A 20,575-nucleotide genomic window follows, 5' to 3' on the forward strand; every position below is an offset into this window, starting at 1 on the left:
CTCGCTCGCCGCCGTCTACTCTCCACCGAGCCAGAGGTCGGGGCCGAAGACCTCGTAGTGGACGGCGCGCGCGGGCAGGCCGTGGTGGTGGAGCAGGTCGCCGCGCACCGCGCGCATGAAGGGCAGCGGGCCGCAGAGGTACGCGGTCACCCCGTCCGGCAGTTCGAGCGCGCCGGCGTCCGCCCGGCCGACGGATGCCTCCGGCGCGGCCCCGCCCAACTCCTCGTACCACAGGTGCAGTTGGGCGCCCGGGAGCGCCTCGACGAGCCGCCGCTGCTCCTCGCGGTGGGGGTGGTCGGCCGGGGTGCGGTCGGCGTGCAGCACGATGACGGGTCGGGTCGAGCCCGTCAGTCGGTGAAGCATCGGCAGCATCGGGGTGACGCCGATTCCGGCGGACGCCAGCAGCAACGGCCCGTCGCCGTCCGGCAGGACGAGGTCGCCGAAGGGTGCGGAGACGGTGAGCGTGTCGCCGGGGCGGGCGTGCTCGTGCAGCCAGGCGGACACCTCGCCGTCGGGGCCCGCACCGTCCCGGACGCGCTTCACGGTGATGCGCCAATACGGCTCACCGGGTGCGCCGGAGAGGCTGTACTGCCGTATCTGCCGTGCGCCGTCGGGGAGTTCGGCCCGGACACCGACGTACTGCCCCGGACGGAAAGCCCCCACGGGCGCGCCGTCGTTCCGGCGCAGGACGAAGGAGACGGCGTCCGGGGTCTCCTCGTGCCGCTCGGCGACGACCAGCTCCCGCCAGACCGCGCCCTCCGCGATGCCCGACTCCTGGTAGAGCCGCGCCTCCAGGGCGATCAGGGCGTTGGCCATCAGCCAGTACACCTCGTCCCAGGCGGCGGCCACTTCGGGCGTGACCGCCTCGCCGAGGACCTCGCCGATCGCCCCGAAGAGGTGGCGGTGGACGAGCTTGTACTGCTCGGAGGTGATGCCGAGCGAGGCGTGCTTGTGGGCGATCCGGCCGAGCATCGCGTCCGGCCGGGACCCGGGGTGCTCGACCAGCATGCCGGCGAAGGCGGCGATGGAGCCGGCGAGGGCCCTCTGCTGCTCGCCGCTCGCCTGGTTCCCGCGGTTGAACAGGTCGCCCAGAAGCTCGGGGCGGTCGGCGAAGAGACGGCCGTAGAACACCTCGGCGATCTCACCGATGGCGGCGCCGACTGCGGGCAGGGTGGCACGGACGACCGGGGTGGACTGCTCGGACAGCACAGGGACTCCTTAAGTGGTAAGTGATCTGCGTATTTAAAGGTGTGCGTTGTCGAGGCCCGAGGGGGCGCGGCTGTGGTTACTCGGGGCGGTGGCCGATGAGTCCGACGAGGACGGGTCCGGTGGGGGAGGTGACGAGATCGGCGACGGTCAACGGGTCGAGGGTGGCGTAGAAGGCCTCCTGTGCGTCGCGCAGCGCCCGGCGCAGCCGGCAGGCCGCGCGCAGGGGGCAGGGGGTCTCGCCGTCGCAGGCGACGACCTCGCCCTCACCCTCCAACTCCCTCACCAGCCAGCCGACCGAGGCGCGCCGCCCCAGTTCGGTGAGGTCCAGCCCGCCGCCGCGACCCCGGCGGGCCTCCAGCACCCCGAGGTGCTGCAACCGCGTGATCGCTTTCGCCATGTGGGTGACGGGCACTTCCATGGCCTGGGCCACCTCTCGGGTGGTCAGGGACTCGTCCCGCTCCGAGACCGCCAGACGCATCACGGCACGCAGCGCCAGGTCGGTGAACTTCGTCAATCGCACGGGAGGACACTAACAAATACGCTTCCTGGATGCCTATTCACATCTTCGGGCGTACAGGCGAACTACGTATGTTCCTGTTGTGAGACTGCTGTGGAGCGGTGTGGCGATGTTCTGGTTTGATGCCCCCGTGTCGCTGCACGAACTGCACATGACAGTCCTCGGTGAGGTCGGTGCCGCGCTCCGCGCCCGGCCGCTGGAGCTGGGCGGGCGGCGGCAGCGTGCCGTGCTCGCCCTCCTGATCGTCGCCCGGGGCTCGGTCGTCACCCGCGAACGGCTGGTCGAGAGAGTCTGGGGTGGCACGCCGCCGCCCAGCGCCGCCGCCTCCCTGCACGCCCATGTCTCCCACCTGAGGCGTTGTCTCGAACCGGAGCGGGAGGCGGGGGCACGCGCCGGTGTCATCGTCAGCGAGGGGGCGGGGTACGCGTTGCGGCTGCCGGACGACGCGGTGGACGCCTGGCGGTTCGAGGCGGCGCTGCGGTCCGCCGCCGTGCACTCCGACCAGGGCCGGCCGTCGGAGGCGGTGGCCGTCCTGGAGTCCGGACTCGCGCTGTGGCGGGGCCCGGCCTACGCGGAGTACGCCGCCGAGTCCTGGGCCGGACCGGAGTCCGCGCGCCTCGCCGAACTGCGCGAGCTGGCCCGCGACCACCTGCTCGCCGCCCGCCTCGCCCGAGGCGAGGACGCCGTTCTCGTCCCCGAACTCGAATCCCTGGTCGCCGAGGACCCGCTCCGTGAGGAACGCCGGCGCCTGCTCGCCCTCGCCCTCTACCGCGCCCACCGCCAGGCCGACGCCCTGGAGGCGCTCCGCCGCGGGAGGAAGCTGCTGCCCGCCGGATCCACCGCCCCGGGGACGCCCCTGGGAGACCTGGAGGCCGGGATCCTGGCCCAGTCCCCGGCCCTGGACGCCCCGCCCCGGCAGCTGCCCCGCCCCGCTCCCCGCACCGACGTGCTCGTGGAGCGCGACCCCCAGCTCGCCGAGCTGCGCGACAGCCTGCACGCGTCACTGGACGGCAGACCCGGCGTGGTGCTCATCGAGGGCCCGGCCGGCATCGGCAAGAGCCGCCTGCTCGGCGAGGTCTCGGAACTGGCGGCCGGGGAAGGGGCGCTGACCCTGACGGCCAGGGGCAGCCAGCGGGAGAAGGACTACGGCTTCGGGGTCGTACGCCAGCTGTTCGAGCGGGTGGTGAGCGGAAGCGAGGAGCCGCTCCTGGCCGGGGCCGCCGTCGCGGCGGGCGCCGTCTTCGGCGGGGTACCGGGACCGCAGCCGCAGAGTTTCGCGGTGCTGAACGGCCTGTGCGAGCTGACCCGGAACCTGGTGCGAGCCCGTGGGCCGCTGGTCCTGGCCGTGGACGACGTGCAGTGGTGCGACAGCGCTTCGGTGCGGTTCCTGGCGTATCTGGCGGGTCGGATGGAAGGGCTGCCGCTGCTCGTCGCCCTCACGCTGCGGACGGGGGAGCCGCAGCAGGGCGGGGAGCTGCCCGGGACGTTGACGACGGACCCCTCGGTGGTACGGATCAGGCCCGCACCTTTGACGGCCGACGGGGTCGCCGGACTCGTACGCCACACGCTCGGCGAGGAGCCGCAGGAGGAGTTCACGGCGGCCTGCCATCGCGCCACGGCCGGAAACCCGCTGCTGCTACGGCAGTTGCTGCGGGCACTGCACGCACGTGGGACACGGCCCGACGCCGCGCACAGCGCGGAGGTCGCGGAGACCGGGGCACGGGCGGTGTCCGGGCTGGTGCTGGGCCGGATCGCGCGGCTGCCCGAAGGGGCCCGGGCCGCGGCGCAGGCCGTGGCCGTGCTGGGGGACGGGGCGGCGACGCTCGCCGAGGTCGCGGCACTCATGGAGCGGCCGGAAGCGGAGGCGGAGCGGGCGATCGTGCCGCTCGTGCAGGCCGAGATCCTGCGCGACGGCCAGCCCTACGCCTTTGTGCACCCCCTCGTCGGAGACGCCGTCTACCGAGAACTGCCCCCCGGGGAACGTCAGTTGTGCCATGAACGGGCGGCCGGTGCACTGTCCGCCGCGGGCGCGCCGGCCGAGCGCACGGCCGCCCAGCTGCTGCTCGCCCCGCACCGGGGCGACCCGGCTGTGGTGGACATCCTCCGCGCGGCGGCCCGGGAGGCCGTGGGCCGGGGCGCTCCCGACGCCGCCGCCACCTACCTCACCCGCGTGCTCGACGAGCCGCCCGCCCCCGAACGCCGCCCCGAGGTGCTGCTCGAACTCGGGCGCGCCGAGACGCTCGGCAACGGTCCGGCCGCCGTGGAACATCTGCGCCAGGCCCACGACACGCTCACCGACCCGGCCCGCAGGGCGGCCGCGGCCCTGCTGCTCGCCCGGATCCTGGTCTTCGCCGGCGGGCACGGCCAGGCCACCGAGTTCGCCCGCCGGGCGGCGGCGGAACTGCCCGCCGAACTGGTTGACGAACGGCAGGGGCTGCTGGCGCTGGAGCGGATCAGCGGGTTCATGCACGGCCTTGACCCGCGGCTGTGGCGCACCGTCGAGGACCCGAGCGTCGAGGGCGAGGGCCCCGGCGCCCGGATGCTCGCCGCCAACCTCGCCCGGGAGGCCGCCTCGGACGGCAGCGACCGGGCCCGTGCCGTCGAGCTCGCCCGCTTCGCCGTCGCCGACGGAGTGCTCCAGGCCGCCGGGGAGGAAATGCTCTGGTACACCGCCGCCATCGTGCTGCACCTCGCCGACGAGGAGGTCGGCGAGTTGTGGGACGCGGCCGTGGCCCGTGCCGTCGAGCGCGGCTCACTGTTCTCCGTGCTCGCCACCCACCTCTGGCGCGGCTTCACCCAGTGGAACCACGGGGACCTGAACGCGGCCCGGCGGTCGCTGGAGACCGCGGTCGGGCAGTCGGAGACATGGGGACTCGCGCCGGGCGCCCCGCAGGGCCGCACCTTCCTGACCGCCGTCCTGCTGGACCTCGGCGACACCGCCGGGGCCCGCGACTGCCTGGAGCGGATGCGCGGCTGGATCCGGGGCGCGGAGGGGCAGCGGCTGCTCGGCGAGAGCGAGGCACGCGTGCTGAACGCGGAGGGGCGCCACGAGGAGGCACTGGCCGCCCTCGACGGCGTGGGGCACCTCCAGCCCGCGGTGGCCAACCCGGCGTGGTGGCCGTGGTCGCTGCTGCGGGTGCGGGCGCTCGCAGGCGTCGGACGGCGGGACGAGGCGCTGGCCCTGGCCGAGGAGCAGCTGACGGTCGCCCGCGGATGGGGAGCACCCGGCACGCTGGGCCGGGTGCTGCGGATCGTCGGACAACTGCGCGGGCCCGAGGGCGAGCCCCGACTGCGTGAGGCGGTCGCCCTCCTCGCGCCCGGCCCGGCACGCCTGGAGTACGCCCGCGCCCTGTACGCCCTCGCCGACCACGCCCCGGAGGACGAGGCCGGTTCCTTGCTGAGCCGGGGTCGCGGCATCGCGGGGGAGTGCGGGGCGGCGGGCCTCGCGGAACACGGCCTCGCCGCATGGCCGTAACCGAAAGCCGTCGGATTCAGGAACGGACGTATCGACTCAGGAGCAGTCGTAGGTGAAGTCGGCCGAGGCCGTCACCCGGTTCGGCGACAGCACTTCGAGGGTCGCGGTGGCCTTCATGGTGCCGCGGCCGTCGAAGCTCCAACGCAGCACCACCTCCGAGATCTTGACGTTCCTGCCCACCTCCTGATGGAGGACGGCCGAGGAAGTCCCGTCGCTGCGCTTCCAGCGGTAGTCGACGGTGCCCTGGCGGCCGTCCGTGTGCAGGACTCCGGTGACGACGACCGTCTTCGCGCAGTGGCCGACCCCGGGCGCCGTGACCTTGGCGTCCAGCACGCGCAACGGTGAACCGGTCGTCGTACAGGAGCGCATGGCCAGTACGACGGCCACGACCACGGCGACCACCACCAGCAGGAACCGCAGTTCGCGTCGCCACCACGGCCGAGGGCGGCCGGCGACCGCACCGGACGGTGCTCCCGCGGGGATCGTGCCCGTCCAGATGCCCGTCACGAGGTCGTTGCCCGTGCCCGGCGCACCGGGCACGCCGGGCCCGAAACGGGTCTCCCCCTCGGCCGCTTCCGAGGGCGGAAGGTGAAGGGTCGCCGCCGGATCCGTCGGCGGGAGGGTGGCGGTGAGATCGGGATCGTCGGGGCGGGACGCCGGGTCGGTACGGGCGAACCGCAGTCGGGGGTCCTCGGCAGGTGAACTCATCGGGGCGGGTCGCAATCGACGGGTGCCGCAGTGGCCTGGAAGGACCCGTTGCCGGAGTCGGCCGCGGGATCGGTGGTGACCCTGACGCCGAGGTACTCGTAGCGCGTCGGGACGGGGAAGGCGTGGGTGTAGCGGCCCGCGACCTGCGTCTTCCCCTCGGGCAGCGCGACCGGGTCGGTGGCGACGACGGTCCCGACGGAGCCGGCCGAGTCGCTGACGTACCAACTGAGGTAGAGCGTGCCGTCGGCGGCACCGTCGGTCGTCACGGTCACGGAGGCCACGATGGTGCAGGCGGCCGAGGTCGGGCCGACCGCGTTGATCTGTGCGGAGGTGACGTCGAGGGTGGGGGCCGGTGTGGACGTGCTGCCACCGCTCGTGGAACCGCCGCTCGTCGTTGTACCGCCGCCGGTGGTGGAGCCGCCGGTCGTGGTCGAACCTCCGTCGGAGGTGCTGCCGCCCGTGGTGCCGGAACCGCCGCCCGTCGTGGTCGTCGTCCCTCCTGTGCCCGACGATCCGCCGCCCGTGCCGCCGGACGTTCCGTCCGCACCGGGCGAGGCACTGCCGTCACCGGACGCCGACGCGGAGGGCGAATCGGTCCCGGAGGGGGACGCGGACCCGTCCGACGCCGAGGGGCTCCCGGCCGGGGTTCCGGCCGACCCGCTCGGTGCCGACCCGCCCGCGGAGCTGCTCGCCCCCGCGTCGGACCCGGCCCCGTTCGACGCGTGGTGCCCGGCACCCCCGCCGGTGGCGACCGCCGTCACCGCGACCCCGCCGACCACCAGCACGACCCCCGCCGCCACCCCGGCCAGCGCCTTCCCCCGCCGGCCCGGCAGCCGACGGCCACCCGACCCGAGCACGGTCGTGGCCAGGGCCGTCGTACCCGAGGCCGTACCGTCCGCCAGCGGGAAGAGAAGGAGGAACAGGGCGGCGAGGGCCGCGAGTTCGCGTCGGCCCTGCTCCTCCCACTCCTCTCCGTACGCCCCCACGGCGACGGCCTCGAGCTCCTCGACGAACGCCGCCGCGCTCTCCGGGCGCTCCTCGGGCGTCTTGGCCAGGCCCCTGCGGATCAGCGGGCGCACCGGTTCGGGCGCCAGCTCGTCCGGGATCGGCGCCTCGATGTGCTGGATGGCCAGCTCGGCCAGCGTCCGGCCCGGGTAGGGCTTCATGCCGGTCAGGCACTCGAAGAAGGTCGCGGTCGCCGCGTACACGTCGGTCGCCGGTCCGGCCGGGCCGCCGGTCCACTGCTCGGGCGCCATGTAGATCGGGGTGCCGGAGGCGTTGGCGGCCACCCCGCTCGGCACGGCGATGCCGAAGTCCACCAGCTTGGAGGAACCGTCGGCGGCGACCAGGACGTTGTCCGGCTTGTAGTCGCGGTGGACGACACCTGCCGCGTGGGCCGCCGCGAGGCCGAGCAGCGATCCCTTCAGGACGACGAGCGCGGCCTCGGGAGTCGTGGCGCCGTGCTCGAGCAGCAGCTTGCGCAGCGGTACGCCGTCCACGAGCTCCATGACGATGGCGGCACCGCGCGGACTCTCCACGTACTCGTACAACGCCACGACATGGGGGGAGCGGAGCTCGCCCAGCAGCCGGGCCTCGGCCCGGAAGACCTCGCGGAAGGCGGGGTCGTCACAGAGGCTGCCGGCGAGGTACTTGATCGCCACCTGGGTGCCGGTCGTGTCGTGCGTGGCCAGGACCACCCGGCCGCTGGCTCCCGAGCCGAGCTCCTTGCGCTGTGTGTAGCCGGGAACCGCCCACGGGTCCCCGCCGCGTATCGCTTCGCTCATGTTCTTCGATTCCGGCCCGTCCCCCGGGCCGCCCCCGTTCGTGCTCCTGCGGTGCGTCCGCCCCGTGATGCGTCTGCTTCGTGAGGCGTCTGCTTCGTCTGGGACATGGACGATGCACCAACGAGCTTGCGAACCGCTTGCAAGCCGATCGCAAGGGGGGCGCCGGATTCTCTTCCCGACGGCCTGTCGTACGCCGGTCACACAGGGGGGAATCGGCGTACGACGCCGTCCTCGACGGAATCACCGCAGGTCACGGCCTGAAGGGACTGCTGGGCACGGGCGTGCTCCAGACGGGCCGGGCCATCGGCCGTCAGGGCGAGCGCCTCCCGGAGTTCGGCTGCGCCGGCGGTCCCGCGCGCCTCACCGAGCAGCCGCAGCACCCGGCCGACGGTGCCGGGCGCACCCCACCCGCGAGCCATCGACAGCTGCTCCCGTGCCAGCCGTTCGGCCCGGTCCCGCGCCCCCAGCCCGGTCAGTGCCCGCACCCGCAGCAGTTCCCCGTCCCACCACACCGGGTTCACCACCTCGGGCTGGAGATGCTGTACTCCGTCCAGCACGGCCAGCGCCTGCGCGTACCGGCCCTCGGCGATCAGCACGCGAGCCTCGCTCTCCCCACGCAGTCGCGCCCCCTCGCCCCCCGCGCTCCGCTGCCGCATCCGCTCCAGACAGGCGCGCGCTCCGGCGAGGTCCCCGAGGTCCAGCAGCACGCCCGTCAGGAAGGCCCGGCACTGCGGGGCGCCGGGCGTGACCCCCCACGCGCCGAACTGTTCGAGCGCGGTTTCGAGTGAGCGGCGGGCCTGATCCAACTCGCCGTGCCGCCACAGCGTGAACCCCTTCCACAGCTGCGCCGAGAGCGTCCCGATCAGCGACCCCCGCTGCCCGGCGTACGTCAGCGTCTCGTCCCACAGCCGCCTGACGTCCTCCCCGGCCAGGTGCAGCACCACGCCCGCCGTGCACCACGAGAGGACCTCGCCGCCGTGCAGGAGCACCCGTTCCGTGAGTGCGAAGCGGGCGGCGGCGATCGCTCCGCCCCGGTCGAGCCCCCGTACGGCGGCCTCCCGCGCCGCCTCGGCAGCGAGCATGCGGGCACCGGGCCCGTCTCCGAGGGGAGGCGGCGCCGGGACTTCCGTGCCGCTCGCACCCAGGGTGTAGAGCCCGTGCGCGAAGGCGCCGAGCCGCGCCAGAGCCAGCAGCCCCTGCCGCTCGTCGACCATGCGGTCGGTACCGTCCGCGGCGGCCTGCCCGATGGGCAGCTCCGCCGCCGCCCGGGCCGCGAACTCGGCCGCCTCGCCGGGCCTGCCGGTATAGATCAGCGTCTGCGCGAGCAGGCGCGCGGCGCCCGCGGCCGACGGAGACGTCTCGTACGCCTCCCGCAGATGCCGGGCCGCCGCCGGCCCGTCGACCAGCGCTTCGGCCCGGCCCAGTTCCAGGAGCACCTCGGGCCGGACGTCCGGCGCGGGCGGTTCGAGCAGCGCCCGGGTGAGCAGGGTGGCGGCCGCGTCGTTGGCGCCGCCGGCACTCGCGCGGGCCGCGGCGGTGCGCAGGACGCCGATCACCCACGGGTCGCCCCGGTAGGGAACCAGCAGCAGATGTGCGGCGGTTCGCTCCGGAGCCGCCCCGGCCCGGTCGAGGAGCCGAGCCGCCCTTTCGTGCAGGGCCGGACGCTCGCGCTGCGACACGGTCCGCAGCACGGCCTCGCCGGCCAGGGGATGGACGAACTCCAACGGGTAGCGGTCACGGACCACTTCGGCCCGCACCAGGACCGCCGTCGCCGCGGCCACGTCCTGCTCGGACAGTTCCGTGAAGGCGGCCACCGCCGGCAGCGAGGCCCCGTCGTCGAGGACCGCGATCGCCCGTACGACGTCCGTGGCGGCGGGCGGCAGCCGCTCCAGCCGGCCGAGCAGCAGGTCGGAGACGGCAAGCACGCCGGACTCCTCCACAACGCGCGGGTCCGTCACCTTCTCCGCCGTCTCCAGCATCCCGAGCACGTGTGTCAGCAGCAGCGGCAGCCCCAGCGAGACCCGGTGACAGGCCCGGACGACCTCCTCGCGCACCGGGGCGCCGAGCCGCCGGCGCACGAGGCGGGCGACTCCTGACGCGCTGAGCGGCTGGGGCCGGAGATGCACCACCGCCGGGTCCAGCGTGATGTCGGCCAGCACCTGTTCGCTCTCCGGCAGGGCGGGGAGTTCCCCGGTGCGCAGGGTGGTGACGACGAGGACCGGCAGTGTCTGGACGCGCGGCAGCAGATGGGCGAGGAAGCGCAGGGATGCCGTGTCGCAGTCCTGAAGGTCGTCCACGAGGAGGAGCAGGGGCCGCCGCGACGGGTCGTCGTCGGTGACCAGCCGCTCGGTGAGCCGGTAGAGCCCGTGCAGCACGTCGAAGCCGTCCGGCCCGTCGACGGCCTGCGCATCGGACACCGGCGTCGCCCCGGCCGGCAGCGTGCCGCCCCGCTCGGCGAGCTCCGGGCCCAGCAACCGGCGTACGACGTCGTAGGGATCACCCGGGCCGCCGTCGGCGCCCCGTACCCGTACGCCCCACTCCCTGCCCAGCCGCCCGGCTTCCGCCAGCAGTGCGCTCCGGCCGATCCCGGCAGGGCCCTGAACGCACACCAGCCCGCCGCGGCCCGCGACCGCCTCCGAAAGGCAGTCCCGCAGGTCGGCCAACTCGTGTTCCCGCTCGACGAGTCGGCCGAACGCGCGCGTGGACACCGACGCGGGCGGTGGTGGGGGCACGGCGAGGCGCGGCGCATGGGAAAGGATCTCGGCCTCGACGCCACGCAGAGCGGGACCTGGATCTATGCCCAGCCGGTCGGCGAGCGTACGCCGGGCGCGACGCAGTACGGAGAGGGCCTCGGCCTGGCCGTGGGCTCGGTAGTGGGCAAGGGCCAGCAGGGACCAGCGCTCCTCGCGCAGGGGCTGTTCGGCGACGAGGGCCTCGACCTCGTCGAGCAGAGCCTCGCCGTGCTCCCCCCGCTCCAGGCGCGCCGTCAGGAGCCGTTCCCGTACCACCTCACGCAGTTCCGCCAGACGCGCCGCCTCGGCCCGGGCCCAGGGTCCGTCCGTGAACCCGGCGAAGGCCGGGCCCCGCCAGAGGGCGAGTGCCTCGGTGAGCAGGGCGACCTTCTCCGGCGCGGACGCCACGGACCGGGCGGCCTGCCCGAGCAGCGCCTCGAACCGCCAGGCGTCGACCTCGTCCGGGTCGAGGCGGATCGCGTAACCGGCGCCCTCCCGCACGAGGACACTGCTGCGGGTACCGGCCGTCCGGGCCGGTTCCAGTTCCCGCCGCAGCCGCGAGACATACGCCTGCAGAGCACCGACCGCGCTGGGCGGCGGCTCCTCGCCCCACACGACGTCGATCAGCCGGTCGCAGGTGACCACGGCGCCCCGTGCCAGCACCAGCAGCGCGAACAGGGCACGCGGCCGGGGCCCACCGAGGTTCAGGGCCCGTCCGTCGCACGTCACGGCCAACTCGCCGAGGACACCGACCCGCAGCCCGGCGGCCCCGTGCGGGTCCGGTCCCCGGGGGCCCGGTCTGGGCCCCTCTCCGTCTGCGTGCTCCATACGCCCCATAGTGCCCGGCACGCAGCGCCGCTCGTTCCCGCTTGTCAGATGTCCCGGAAGAGACCAGCCGACGCCGTGACCTGCGGGGTCTTGCTGTCGTAGGTCGTTGACCTGCGTAAATTCCCTTTCGGTTGTTTCACGCTGGTGCTGGCTGATGCGGCCGGAAGTCCCAGGAAAGTCCCAGAGAACTCCCACGGCCAGGAGCCACTCTTTCGGCTCTGTACAGGGCATACGGGTGCGCTGTGGGCTGGTGATCGTGGATCGACGGTCTGGCCCGAATGAACGGCAACGCGCACTGCTTGAGCGGCTCGCGGCCGGTGAGGAACATCCCGCAGCCTGGGCGCCGGGGGAGTGGCGGTCGGCTTATGCATTGCGTGATCGAGGGTTGTTGAGGATCGATCGGGGCGGTGGGGAGACGCTCGTGGAGGTTACCGAGGACGGTCGCCACTACCTTCGACACGGTCATCGCCCTGAGGAGCCGATGTCGGCTGAAGGGGGCGACCAGGCGGCATCCGCCGGACCTGCTGGGCGCGGGCGTAGCTCCGCGTCCCACGCTGAACGGCCCGTCGCTCGTGCGCGACGAGCCAAGGCGAACGAGTTGGTCGAGCGGCTGCTAACCGAGGGGCGTGTCCGTCTCGCCGATGAAGACCAGGTCGATGAATGGCGGAAGGTCATCGACTATGCGAAGCGGCACGGACTGGAACCTCCCGGCAAACGGATCGGGAAGGTCCGCCTCGGGGCAGGCGGGTGGGAGCTGTACCTCGCAGAGGGACCACATCCCAACTCGCGGAGCCGGAAGCCGGCGGGCGACGCCTCGGTGGTTCCGGTTCCGACGCGGCTGACTTCTCTTCATCCGGCCGTGGCCGCGCTCAGAGACGCGGAGGAGCAGCTCGTGATGCCTCCTGCGCTTCGGCACCGGGCACTTCTGCTCCTGCAGGCGCTGGCAGCCGAGGCGGAGCGGCGGGGGTACGGCGTACAGGAGTGCCGGACGTACTACTCGCCGAGAGAGGGCGGGGTGAGCGTGGTCGTCGAGGGCTTCGCCTGCAGCGTCACCGTCAAGCGGGAGTTCCCGCAGTCCACCAACCCGGAGCGTGCCGCACGCCTCGTCGTAGAGCTTGATCACGGCCATACCAGTCGTCCCGGCCGCTGGCGCGATCGGAAGAGCGGGACGTTGGAGGACTTCCTGGGCGTGATCCTCGGGGAGATCGAGGTGCGGGCGGTGCGCAACGCCCAGCGTCGGGCAGGTGAGGAGCGGGCCAAGGCGGAACGCCAGATCCGTTGGCAGGCGGCCTTGGAGGAGGCCAGGAAGCAAGCAGTGCAGGATCAACTGGCCGAGGTGCTTCGGGAGGAAGCCGGACGATGGCGGGAGGCCGCTGTGCTGAGGCAGTACTGCGACGCCATGGAACGTCGCCTTGGTGAACTGGGCGGTGGCGCGGACGAATCGGCTCTGGATTCCGCCCGGCGCTGGCTGGCATGGGCGCGCGACTATGTACGGACGACGGACCCTTTGACCCTGCTGCCCAGGATGCCGGACACTTGTGAGCCGACACCGGAGGAGCTCAAGCCGTATCTGAACGGGTGAACGCCTTCTGGGCTGTTGCGACGGTCTGGGCGGTAACGGGGCCCCACCTTCGGCATACGGGATGCCCTGCGGCTGCCGCCCCCGCCGCGGGAGTGACGCCTCGGCCACTGTATGTCTCCGAGTCCGCGCTGTCCCCGCGGCATCCGCTGATTCTCACCAGCCGGGCCTCCGCAGTCCCTGTCCCCGACGCCTGGCACGGTCTCCGGCCTCGATGAGGCGGTGAGGGCCGACCGGTGGTCTTTTCCTGCTTACCTGGTTTTCCCACGCCGCCTGGGTGGCTCCCGCCCGCCGTCGGTGTGTGTCCGAGGCCGGGGCATGGGGGTGTGCCCAGGCCGGGGACGGAGTTAGCTGGCGAGCCCGCTGACTCCTTCGAGCGTGATGATGAGGCCGAGGGTGGTCACGACGATGGCGGAGGCCACGGGTAGCCAGTGCGTCAGCCGTCCGGAGCCCCGTTGGCGGAGTCCTGTCAGGCTGGTTCGGGCGCTCACCAGGATCAGGCCCAGGCCGACCAGGACGCCGGCCAGGCCAATGCTGAACGCGACGATCATGGTCAGGCCCAGTGCGGTGCGGTTCAGGCCGATGGCCAGCAGCAGGACAGCCAGGGCCTCGGGGCAGGGGATGATCCCCCCGGACACGCCCATGGCGGCGATGCCGCGGAAAGTGGTGGGCATGACAGTCGGGTGATGGTGGTGATGCCCGCCGTGGCTGTGACCATGGTCATGGTGGCTGTGGCTGTGGTCGGCGCCGTGATCCTGATGGCTGTGGCTGTCGCCATGGTCGTCGGTGGCACCGTGACTGAGCGCGTGGGTGTGGGCGTGGGCAAGTGCGGGGGCGTCACTGTGGTGGTGGCCCTCGTCGTGATGGTGGTCATGCCCTTGGCTGTTGGCGGCCGGCTGCTGCAGCCACCTGCGGTGTAGCAACCGCGCGCCGAGGAACAGGATCGCGGCCCCGCTGGCGGCCTGGAGTGCCGGCACCAGCACTTCCGGCATGACGAACTGTCCCGCGAAGAGCACCGCCGTACCGAAGGCGATCACGGATGCCGTGTGGGTGATGGTGATGACGGCGCCCAGGATGACCGCCTGCCGGGGTGTGCTGTGGGCGCCGACCAGGTAGGAGGCGAGCAGGGCCTTGCCGTGACCGGGGGTCAGGGCATGGAGGGCGCCGAGGAGAGCGCAGGTGCCCACCAGGGCCAGCAGGGCCCAGGGGGAGGTCATGGGGGTGCGCAGGGCGTCGAGCATGGCGCTGCTGCCCCAGGCCGATGTGCCGGCCGCGGTGCTCTGCGGAGTTTTGTTCGTCGCGCTGGCGCTGGCGCCGGTGACGGTGACGGTGCGGTCGTTGTCGGCGCGTTTGACGTTCGCCGAGTCGATCTGCCGGTTGTCGGCGGTCATGACCATCGTCTGTACCGTCGTCAGTTTCGTTCCCGGCGGGTCGTAGGCGTTGGTGAAGGTGAAGTTCCCGCTGCCGGACGGCAGGTCGGCTGTGAGGTCGAACAGGACGGAGCCGCCGCTGGCGGCCAGGAGCGCGTAGTGCGGGTATGACGTCGTGTTGAGCGTCAGGGGGATCTTCCGCCCGCCGGCCCGCACGGCGAGTGCCGCGCTCACCCGTTCGGCGTGCGCTGTCTTCTCGGCCGTGCTCAGTGTCCGGTCGCCGTCGGTGTCGAGGGCCTTGGCGAAGGCGGGGGCCACCAGCACGCCCGGGGTGATGAGGATCTGGATGTCGAGGTGCGTGCCGTCGACTCTGAGGTTCGCCTGTTGGGCGACCTCGTTGTTGGGGTGGGCCCAGGCCGGGGCGGCCGCAAGGCTTGAGCCGGCGGCGGCCAGCAGGAGCGCTGCCGTCCAACGGACCAGGCGGTGTCGGAGGCTCACGGAGTGCTCCTTGAGGCGTTGTCGGTTGTTGCCGAACCCGCTGGAGGACGGAGCGGGAGCGGGCTCCGGGGCGTAGCGGTACGACAACACGTGGCCTCCTGCCAGGGGATGGACAGCCGTGCCGGTCACGCTGCCCTGCTCTGAGGGCGAACCGGCCGTGGCATCGCTTGTCCGCTCTGGAGAGCATGAAAGCTGTCGGCAATCACGTTGACAAAGGAACTGGAGCGATTCGTGGGAAGCCCACAGGCGTCCTTGCCTACTGACAGGGATCGGCTTCCTGCGGTGGGCTGCCCGATCTCATTGCCTGCCGCACGGGGACCCAGGCGCGAGCCGCCGAGGTGATGACCCATCTGGAGTGAGGTTCGGCCCTGCCGTTCCGTTTCCCGGCGGCTCGGTCGATGCCACGACGAACTTCCATCAGCCGTACGACGAAGATCGCGAGCTGTCCACGGGTTCATCTCGCCCGGCCACCGCACTCGCCCATGAGTGGCTGATCCGTGACTTGAAGGCGGTTGGCCGGCTTGGTGCGACCGCGCGGCTCTCCGTATGAGCGTCGAAGGATTCAGAGGTGGCCATCGGTCAAGTACGAGGTCCAGCGGCCATAACGGGAGATGTCGGTGCCGGTGCTCGCGGAATGAGGGTTGCACTGGAAGCCGAGGACCCAGGTGCCGTCGGCGAGTTCGATCCGGCCCAGGGACATGGGTGCGGGAAGGGCGGCGAGGAAACGGCCGAGGGCGGTGGGGGAGAGGGTCCAGCGTTCACCCGTGATCTCGGCGCCGGCGTCCGGGCCTACGCGGACGAGTCCAGGCTTCCTCGGAGTCGTGTCGAGAGCGGCGAGGCGGTAGGCGGCGGCCGTGGTGACCTCGCCCGCGTAGCGCGCGCCGGCGTCCGCGAGCTGGTGGTTGAGGGGCTGTCCCCGCAGGTGCGCGCCGAAGACGGCGAGGTCGACTCCGTTGCCGGGCAAGGGAGTTCCTGCCTGTTCGCCCGTGAGCAGGGCCGCGATGTCGACAGCCGGTTGGTCTTCGAAGGCTCGTGTAATGACGCTGACGCCGAAAGGGCTGCCGTCGGCCTCGCCGGCCGCCACGGCGACGGCGGCCAGGTCGAGGAGGTTGACGAAGTTGGTGTAGGTGCCCAGGCGGGAGTTGATGGTGACGGGGTCGGCCTGGACGGCGGCGATGTCGGGGTGCTCGGTGGTGGTCGGCAGCAGCAGGGCGTCGTGGCCGGAGAGGATGCGGCGGGCGAGGGTCTTGTACCGGTCGAGGCGTTCCTGGTCGGCGGCGAGTGCGTGGGCGGGCAGTTCGGCCGCGGCGAGGATGATGCTGGCCACGGTCGGGTCGGCGGCGGACGGGTCGTGGGCGATGAACTCGCCTACCGCGGCGTGGCGTTCGGCGACCAGCGCGCCGTCGTAGAGCAGCCGTGCCGCCTGGAGCAGGGGTGAGACGTCGATGACGGTGGTGTCGGCGCCCGCTGCCTCAAGGCGTTTGACGGCGTCGGCGAACGCGGCGCGTGCCTTGGCGGAGAGCGGTGCGAGGTCCTCGTTCCTCGGGATCGCGACGCGGGGGTGCTCGGGGGCGGCAAGGCGTACGTCGTCCGGCCATGTGCGGCTGAGAGGGTCGTCCTCGTGGGGGCCGACCATGACGGCGAGTGCCTGCTGAGCTTCTGTCAGGGTGCGGGCGAACACCGTCACCGCGTCGTACGAGCGGGCCGCCGGGATCACGCCTGTCGTCGGCACCAGTCCCAGCGTGGGCTTGATGCCGACGATGCCGTTGAGGGCGGCGGGGACCCGTCCGGAGCCCGCCGTGTCGGTGCCGAGGGCGATGTCCGCGATGTCCACGGCGACGGCGACCGCGGAGCCGGAGCTGGAGCCGCCGGAGATCTTCTCGGGGCGGAGTGCGTTGCGGACCGGGCCGTGCGGGCTGCGGGTGCCGACCAGGCCGGTGGCGAACTGGTCCATGTTCGTCTTGCCGAGCACCAACGCGCCCGCGTCGACCAGGCGTTGCACGGCCGGTGCGGAGACGTCCGGTGTGTAGGCGTACGCGGGGCAGGCCGCGGTGGTGGGCAGGCCCGCGACGTCGATGTTGTCCTTGACCGCCACCAGCACGCCCGCCAACGGCAGTTCGGTGTCCTGACGGTCGAGCGCCCGTGCCTCCTCCAGTACGTCCGCCTCGGCGCGCAGAGTGATCCAGATCTCCGGGCGGTCGGTCTCGGCCATGCGCCGGTACGCGGCGGTGACGCGCTCGACACAGCTCTGGGTCACGCTGCTTCCTCTCGTACGACGACGGCCAGCGGGGCGCCGGCGTCGATCTGCTGTCCGGTGCTGACGAGGACGTCGGTGACGACGCCGTGCGCGGGGGCGCGGACCACGACCTCCATCTTCATGGCCTCCAGGACGAGGAGCGGCCGACCGGGTTCGACGCGGGTGCCCGGTTCTGCCTCGATCTTCCAGACCGTGGAACTCAGCGGCGCCTCGATCAGGCTGCCGCCCGGCGGGAGGGCGAGTCCGGCGGTGTCGGCGGGGCGTGGCTCGGGTGCCTGGCGTGGTGCGAACTCGCCCGCCGCCTCCCACGCCCGGCGTTCGGACGCGAAGGCGGCGGCCTGGCGCGTGCGGAAAGCGGTGATGCTGGCGGCGTTCTCGCGCAGGAAGCTCTCGTGCTCGGCGAGGGAGAAGGCGCCGGGCCGGATGTCCAGGGCGGTGCGCTCCGCGGCCAAGTCGGCCCGGACGTCGAGGAGTTCCTCGGTGCTCACCGGGTGCCAGACGATCCGGTCGAAGAAGCGCAGCAGCCACGGCGTGCCGTCGGCGAAGGAGCGGGGCGGGCGCAGACCGCCCCAGACGGGGACGGTGCGGCCGATGAGCTGGTAGCCGCCGGGGCTCTCCATGCCGTAGACGCAGAGGTAGGCGCCGCCGATGCCGACGCCGCCCTCGGCGGTCCAGGTGCGGGCGGGGTTGTACTTGGTGGTGACCAGGCGGTGGCGGGGGTCGAGGGGGGTGGCGGCGGGTGCGCCCAGGTAGACGTCGCCGAGGCCGAGGACGAGGTACTGGGCGTCGAAGACCGTACGGCGTACCTCCTCCACGCTGTCCAGGCCGTTGATCCGGCGGATGAACTCGATGTTGGAGGGGTTCCAGGGCGCGTCGTCGCGTACGGAGGCGGTGTAGCGGGCTATGGCCTCGTCGACGGTGGGGTCGTCCCAGGACAGGGGGAGGTGGACTTCCCTGCTGGGCACGGTGAGTTCGGCGGAGGCGGGCAGGTGCTCCTCGGCCTCTTGGAGCAGGCCCAGGAGGGTGCGCAGGGGGAGGGTGTCGGGGTCGGTGTGCAGGTGCAGCGAGCGGACGCCCGGTGTGATGTCGACCAGCCCCGAAGGCCGCAGGGCGTGCAGGTGTTGGGCGAGCGCGTGGACGCGCATGCGCAGGGCCAGGTCGAGGGTCATCGGGCCGTACTCGACGAGGATGTTGTCCTCGGCACCGCGCCGGTAGGTGACTTCCGGGGTGGTGCCGGTGGCGGGGCGGCGGGCGAGGACGCCGTCGTCGCCGTCCGGGTCGGCGTTCGTGGGGAGGGTGATCAGGGCGGGCGCGCGGCGCAGGGTGTCGGCGGTCGCCTCGCCGACGGGGACGAAGCGCACGGTGTCGCCGGGGCGCAGCTGGCCGGTCTTCCAGCGGTCGGCCCGGACGATGGTCACGGGGCAGGCGAAGCCGCCGAGGCTGGGCCCGTCGGGGCCGAGGATCGCGGGGGTGTCGCCCGTGAAGTTGACCGCGCCGACGGAGTACGCGGTGTCGTGGACGTTGGAGGGGTGCAGTCCGGCCTCGCCGCCGTCGGGGCGGGCCCATGCGGGGCGCGGGCCGATGAGGCGTACGCCGGTGCGGGCGGACTGGGCCGAGACCTTCCAGTCGGTCTCGTAGACGGTCCTGATGCCGTCGCGGGTGAGGAAGTCCGGTGCGGGGTGCGGGCCTTCACCCACCGCGATGCGCCAGTGGGTGGTGAAGTGCGGGCGCTGGGACACGGGGGCCGGTTCCGGGGCGTCGGCCGCGGGTGCGGCGGGGCGCAGGACGTCTCCGGTACGCAGGGCGCGGCCCGCGTGCCCGCCGAAGCAGCCGAGCGTGAAGGTGGCCGTGCTGCCCAGATACGCGGGCAGGTCGAGTCCGCCGCGGACCAGGACGTACGTCCGCATGCCGGGGCCTTGTGGCAGGCCCACGTCGAGCACCTGGCCCGCCGCCAGCTCCAGTGGCTCCCATTGGGCGACCGGGCGGCCGTCGACGGTGACCTCGGCGGGCGCGCCGGTGACGCAGACGACCGCCGGGTGCGAGAACCGCAGGGCCGGGCCGTCCAGAGTGCATTCCAGGCCGGGTGCGCCCTCGGGGTTGCCGACGACGGTGTTGCCGATCCGGAAGGAGAGGTCGTCCATCGGACCGCCGGGCGGGATGCCGACCTCCCAGTAACCGGTGCGGCCCGGCCAGTCCTGCACAGTGGTCTGGGCACCGCCGCGCACGACGTCGATACGGGGGCGCGGGTCGGTGACGCCGGCGAGGGTGGCGGTGGTGTGCCGGGCGGCGAGGACCTCCGGCGTACGGCAAGCGGCGCGCAGCAGGCCGACGTTGGTCTCCACGCCGTCCACGGACGTCGCGTCCAGGGCCTGGGCCAGCTTCGCGAACGCCTCCGCACGGTCGCGGCCGGTCGCGATCACCTTGGCGAGCATCGGGTCGTACGCCGTCGAGACCTCCTGCCCGGTCTCCGCCCACCCGTCCACGCGGACGCCCTCGGGGAAGCGGACCCGGGTGAGCAGGCCGGAGCTGGGCCGGTGGCCGAGGGCGGGGTCCTCGGCGTAGATGCGGGCCTCCACCGCGTGCCCCCGTGACGGCGGCTCCTGCAGGAAGCCGGTCTCACCGCGGGCAAGCCGCAGCATCCAGGCGACCAGGTCGATGCCGTGGATCTCCTCGCTGACCGGATGTTCCACCTGGAGGCGGGTGTTGACCTCCAGGAAGTACGCCTCCTCGCGCACCGGGTCGTACACGAACTCGACCGTGCCGGCAGAGCGGTAGTCCACCGAGGCGCACAACTCCCGTGCGGCCGTGTGCAGTTCGGCGCGTACGCGGGCGGGCAGGCCGGGCGCCGGAGCCTCCTCGACCACCTTCTGGTTACGGCGCTGGAGGGAGCAGTCCCGGTCACCGAGCACGGCGATCCCGCCCGCTCCGTCGCCGAAGACCTGCACTTCGACATGGCGGGCGCGTTCGACGTACCGCTCCAGGAAGACCCCGCCGTCGCCGAAGCTGCCCCGGGCCAGCCGGGTCACCCGGGCGAACGCCTCCCGCAGTTCGTCGGGTCCGGCGCATGCCTGCATGCCGATGCCGCCTCCGCCGCCGGTCGCCTTCAGCATCACCGGGTAACCGGTCGTGGATGCCGCGCTCAGCGCCTCCGCCTCGTCGGCGAGCAGGCCGCTGCCGGGGAGCAGGGGCACACCCGCCGCGAGTGCCGCCGCCCGTGCGGTGTGCTTGGCGCCGAAGACGTCCAACTGGGCCGGCGTGGGCCCGACGAAGACCAGGCCGGCCTCCTCGACGGCGGTGGCGAAAGCCGTGTTCTCGGAGAGGAAGCCGTAACCGGGATGGACCGCTCCCGCGCCGGTGGCCCGCGCGGCTTCAAGGACCAGGTCGGCGCACAGGTAGCTCTCGGCGGCGGGCGCCGGGCCCAGTCGTACGGCCTCGTCGGCCATCCGGACGTGGGGCGCCGTACGGTCGGCGTCGGAGTACACCGCCACGGTCCGCAGGCCGAGTGCCCGCGCGCTGCGGATGATGCGGCAGGCGATCTCTCCGCGGTTGGCGACGAGCAGGGTGTCGAACACTGCGGCAACTCCTCTGGCGGAAGAGGCCGGGCGGCCAGGCCGCCGC

10 protein-coding genes are annotated in these 20,575 nt (G+C 73.0%); 2 read left to right on the forward strand and 8 right to left on the reverse strand.

All coding sequences use genetic code 11. From position 1 onward, the window contains the following. Nucleotides 1-15: 15 nt before the first annotated feature. On the reverse strand, nt 16-1,209 hold the full coding sequence (locus ACQEWB_RS37410; protein WP_432839099.1) for a globin domain-containing protein: 1,194 nt from the start codon (nt 1,207-1,209) through the stop codon (nt 16-18). Between the two features lie 76 nt (nt 1,210-1,285). Continuing rightward, entirely contained in the window at nt 1,286-1,729 is a 444-nt protein-coding gene (locus ACQEWB_RS37415) for an RrF2 family transcriptional regulator (protein WP_432839101.1), read from the reverse strand. A gap of 79 nt (nt 1,730-1,808) precedes the next feature. Between ACQEWB_RS37415 and ACQEWB_RS37420 the strand changes: the two genes are divergently transcribed. Continuing rightward, nucleotides 1,809-5,201 (forward strand): BTAD domain-containing putative transcriptional regulator, encoded by a 3,393-nt coding sequence (locus tag ACQEWB_RS37420; RefSeq protein WP_432839103.1) that lies wholly within the window; start codon nt 1,809-1,811, stop codon nt 5,199-5,201. A gap of 36 nt (nt 5,202-5,237) precedes the next feature. On the opposite strand, the gene ACQEWB_RS37425 is transcribed toward ACQEWB_RS37420, so the two are convergent. From ACQEWB_RS37425 to ACQEWB_RS37435, 3 genes are all read right to left on the reverse strand, one after another. Beyond that, nucleotides 5,238-5,909, reverse strand: a complete 672-nt coding sequence (locus tag ACQEWB_RS37425; RefSeq protein ID WP_432839105.1) for a hypothetical protein — start codon at nt 5,907-5,909, stop codon at nt 5,238-5,240. Continuing rightward, a complete protein-coding gene (locus ACQEWB_RS37430; protein WP_432839107.1) occupies nt 5,906-7,693 on the reverse strand; it encodes a serine/threonine-protein kinase in 1,788 nt (595 codons plus the stop codon). Before ACQEWB_RS37430 ends, ACQEWB_RS37425 begins: the two co-directional genes overlap by 4 nt. A 197-nt stretch (nt 7,694-7,890) precedes the next feature. Continuing rightward, nucleotides 7,891-11,253, reverse strand: coding sequence for a BTAD domain-containing putative transcriptional regulator (locus ACQEWB_RS37435; RefSeq protein ID WP_432839109.1), 3,363 nt, complete (start codon nt 11,251-11,253; stop codon nt 7,891-7,893). Nucleotides 11,254-11,851: 598 nt separating this feature from the next. Here ACQEWB_RS37435 and ACQEWB_RS37440 point away from each other — a divergent pair. Then, nucleotides 11,852-12,835 carry a hypothetical protein gene (locus ACQEWB_RS37440; protein WP_432839111.1) on the forward strand — a complete coding sequence of 328 codons (984 nt, stop codon included), beginning with the start codon at nt 11,852-11,854 and terminating at the stop codon, nt 12,833-12,835. Between the two features lie 344 nt (nt 12,836-13,179). Here ACQEWB_RS37440 and ACQEWB_RS37445 read toward each other — a convergent pair whose 3' ends face one another. From ACQEWB_RS37445 to uca, 3 genes are all read right to left on the reverse strand, one after another. After that, on the reverse strand, nt 13,180-14,700 hold the full coding sequence (locus tag ACQEWB_RS37445; RefSeq protein WP_432839113.1) for a nickel/cobalt transporter: 1,521 nt from the start codon (nt 14,698-14,700) through the stop codon (nt 13,180-13,182). A 562-nt stretch (nt 14,701-15,262) separates the two neighbouring features. Continuing rightward, nucleotides 15,263-16,957 (reverse strand): allophanate hydrolase, encoded by a 1,695-nt coding sequence (gene atzF, locus ACQEWB_RS37450; RefSeq protein ID WP_432839115.1) that lies wholly within the window; start codon nt 16,955-16,957, stop codon nt 15,263-15,265. Further along, nucleotides 16,954-20,529: an urea carboxylase gene (uca, locus tag ACQEWB_RS37455; RefSeq protein ID WP_432839117.1), complete on the reverse strand. Its 3,576-nt coding sequence runs from the start codon at nt 20,527-20,529 to the stop codon at nt 16,954-16,956. The genes atzF and uca overlap by 4 nt, the downstream gene beginning before the upstream one ends. Nucleotides 20,530-20,575: the final 46 nt, after the last annotated feature.

The sequence above is a fragment of the Streptomyces sp. CA-249302 genome (assembly GCF_050936785.1).
GTDB lineage: Bacteria > Actinomycetota > Actinomycetes > Streptomycetales > Streptomycetaceae > Streptomyces.

Excerpts from the sequence above, each read along its gene's own strand:
- ACQEWB_RS37435 (WP_432839109.1), bottom strand. The coding sequence starts at position 11,253 with ATGGAGCACGCAGACGGAGAGGGGCCCAGACCGGGCCCCCGGGGACCG.
- ACQEWB_RS37430 (WP_432839107.1), bottom strand. The coding sequence starts at position 7,693 with ATGAGCGAAGCGATACGCGGCGGGGACCCGTGGGCGGTTCCCGGCTAC.
- ACQEWB_RS37425 (WP_432839105.1), bottom strand. The coding sequence starts at position 5,909 with ATGAGTTCACCTGCCGAGGACCCCCGACTGCGGTTCGCCCGTACCGAC.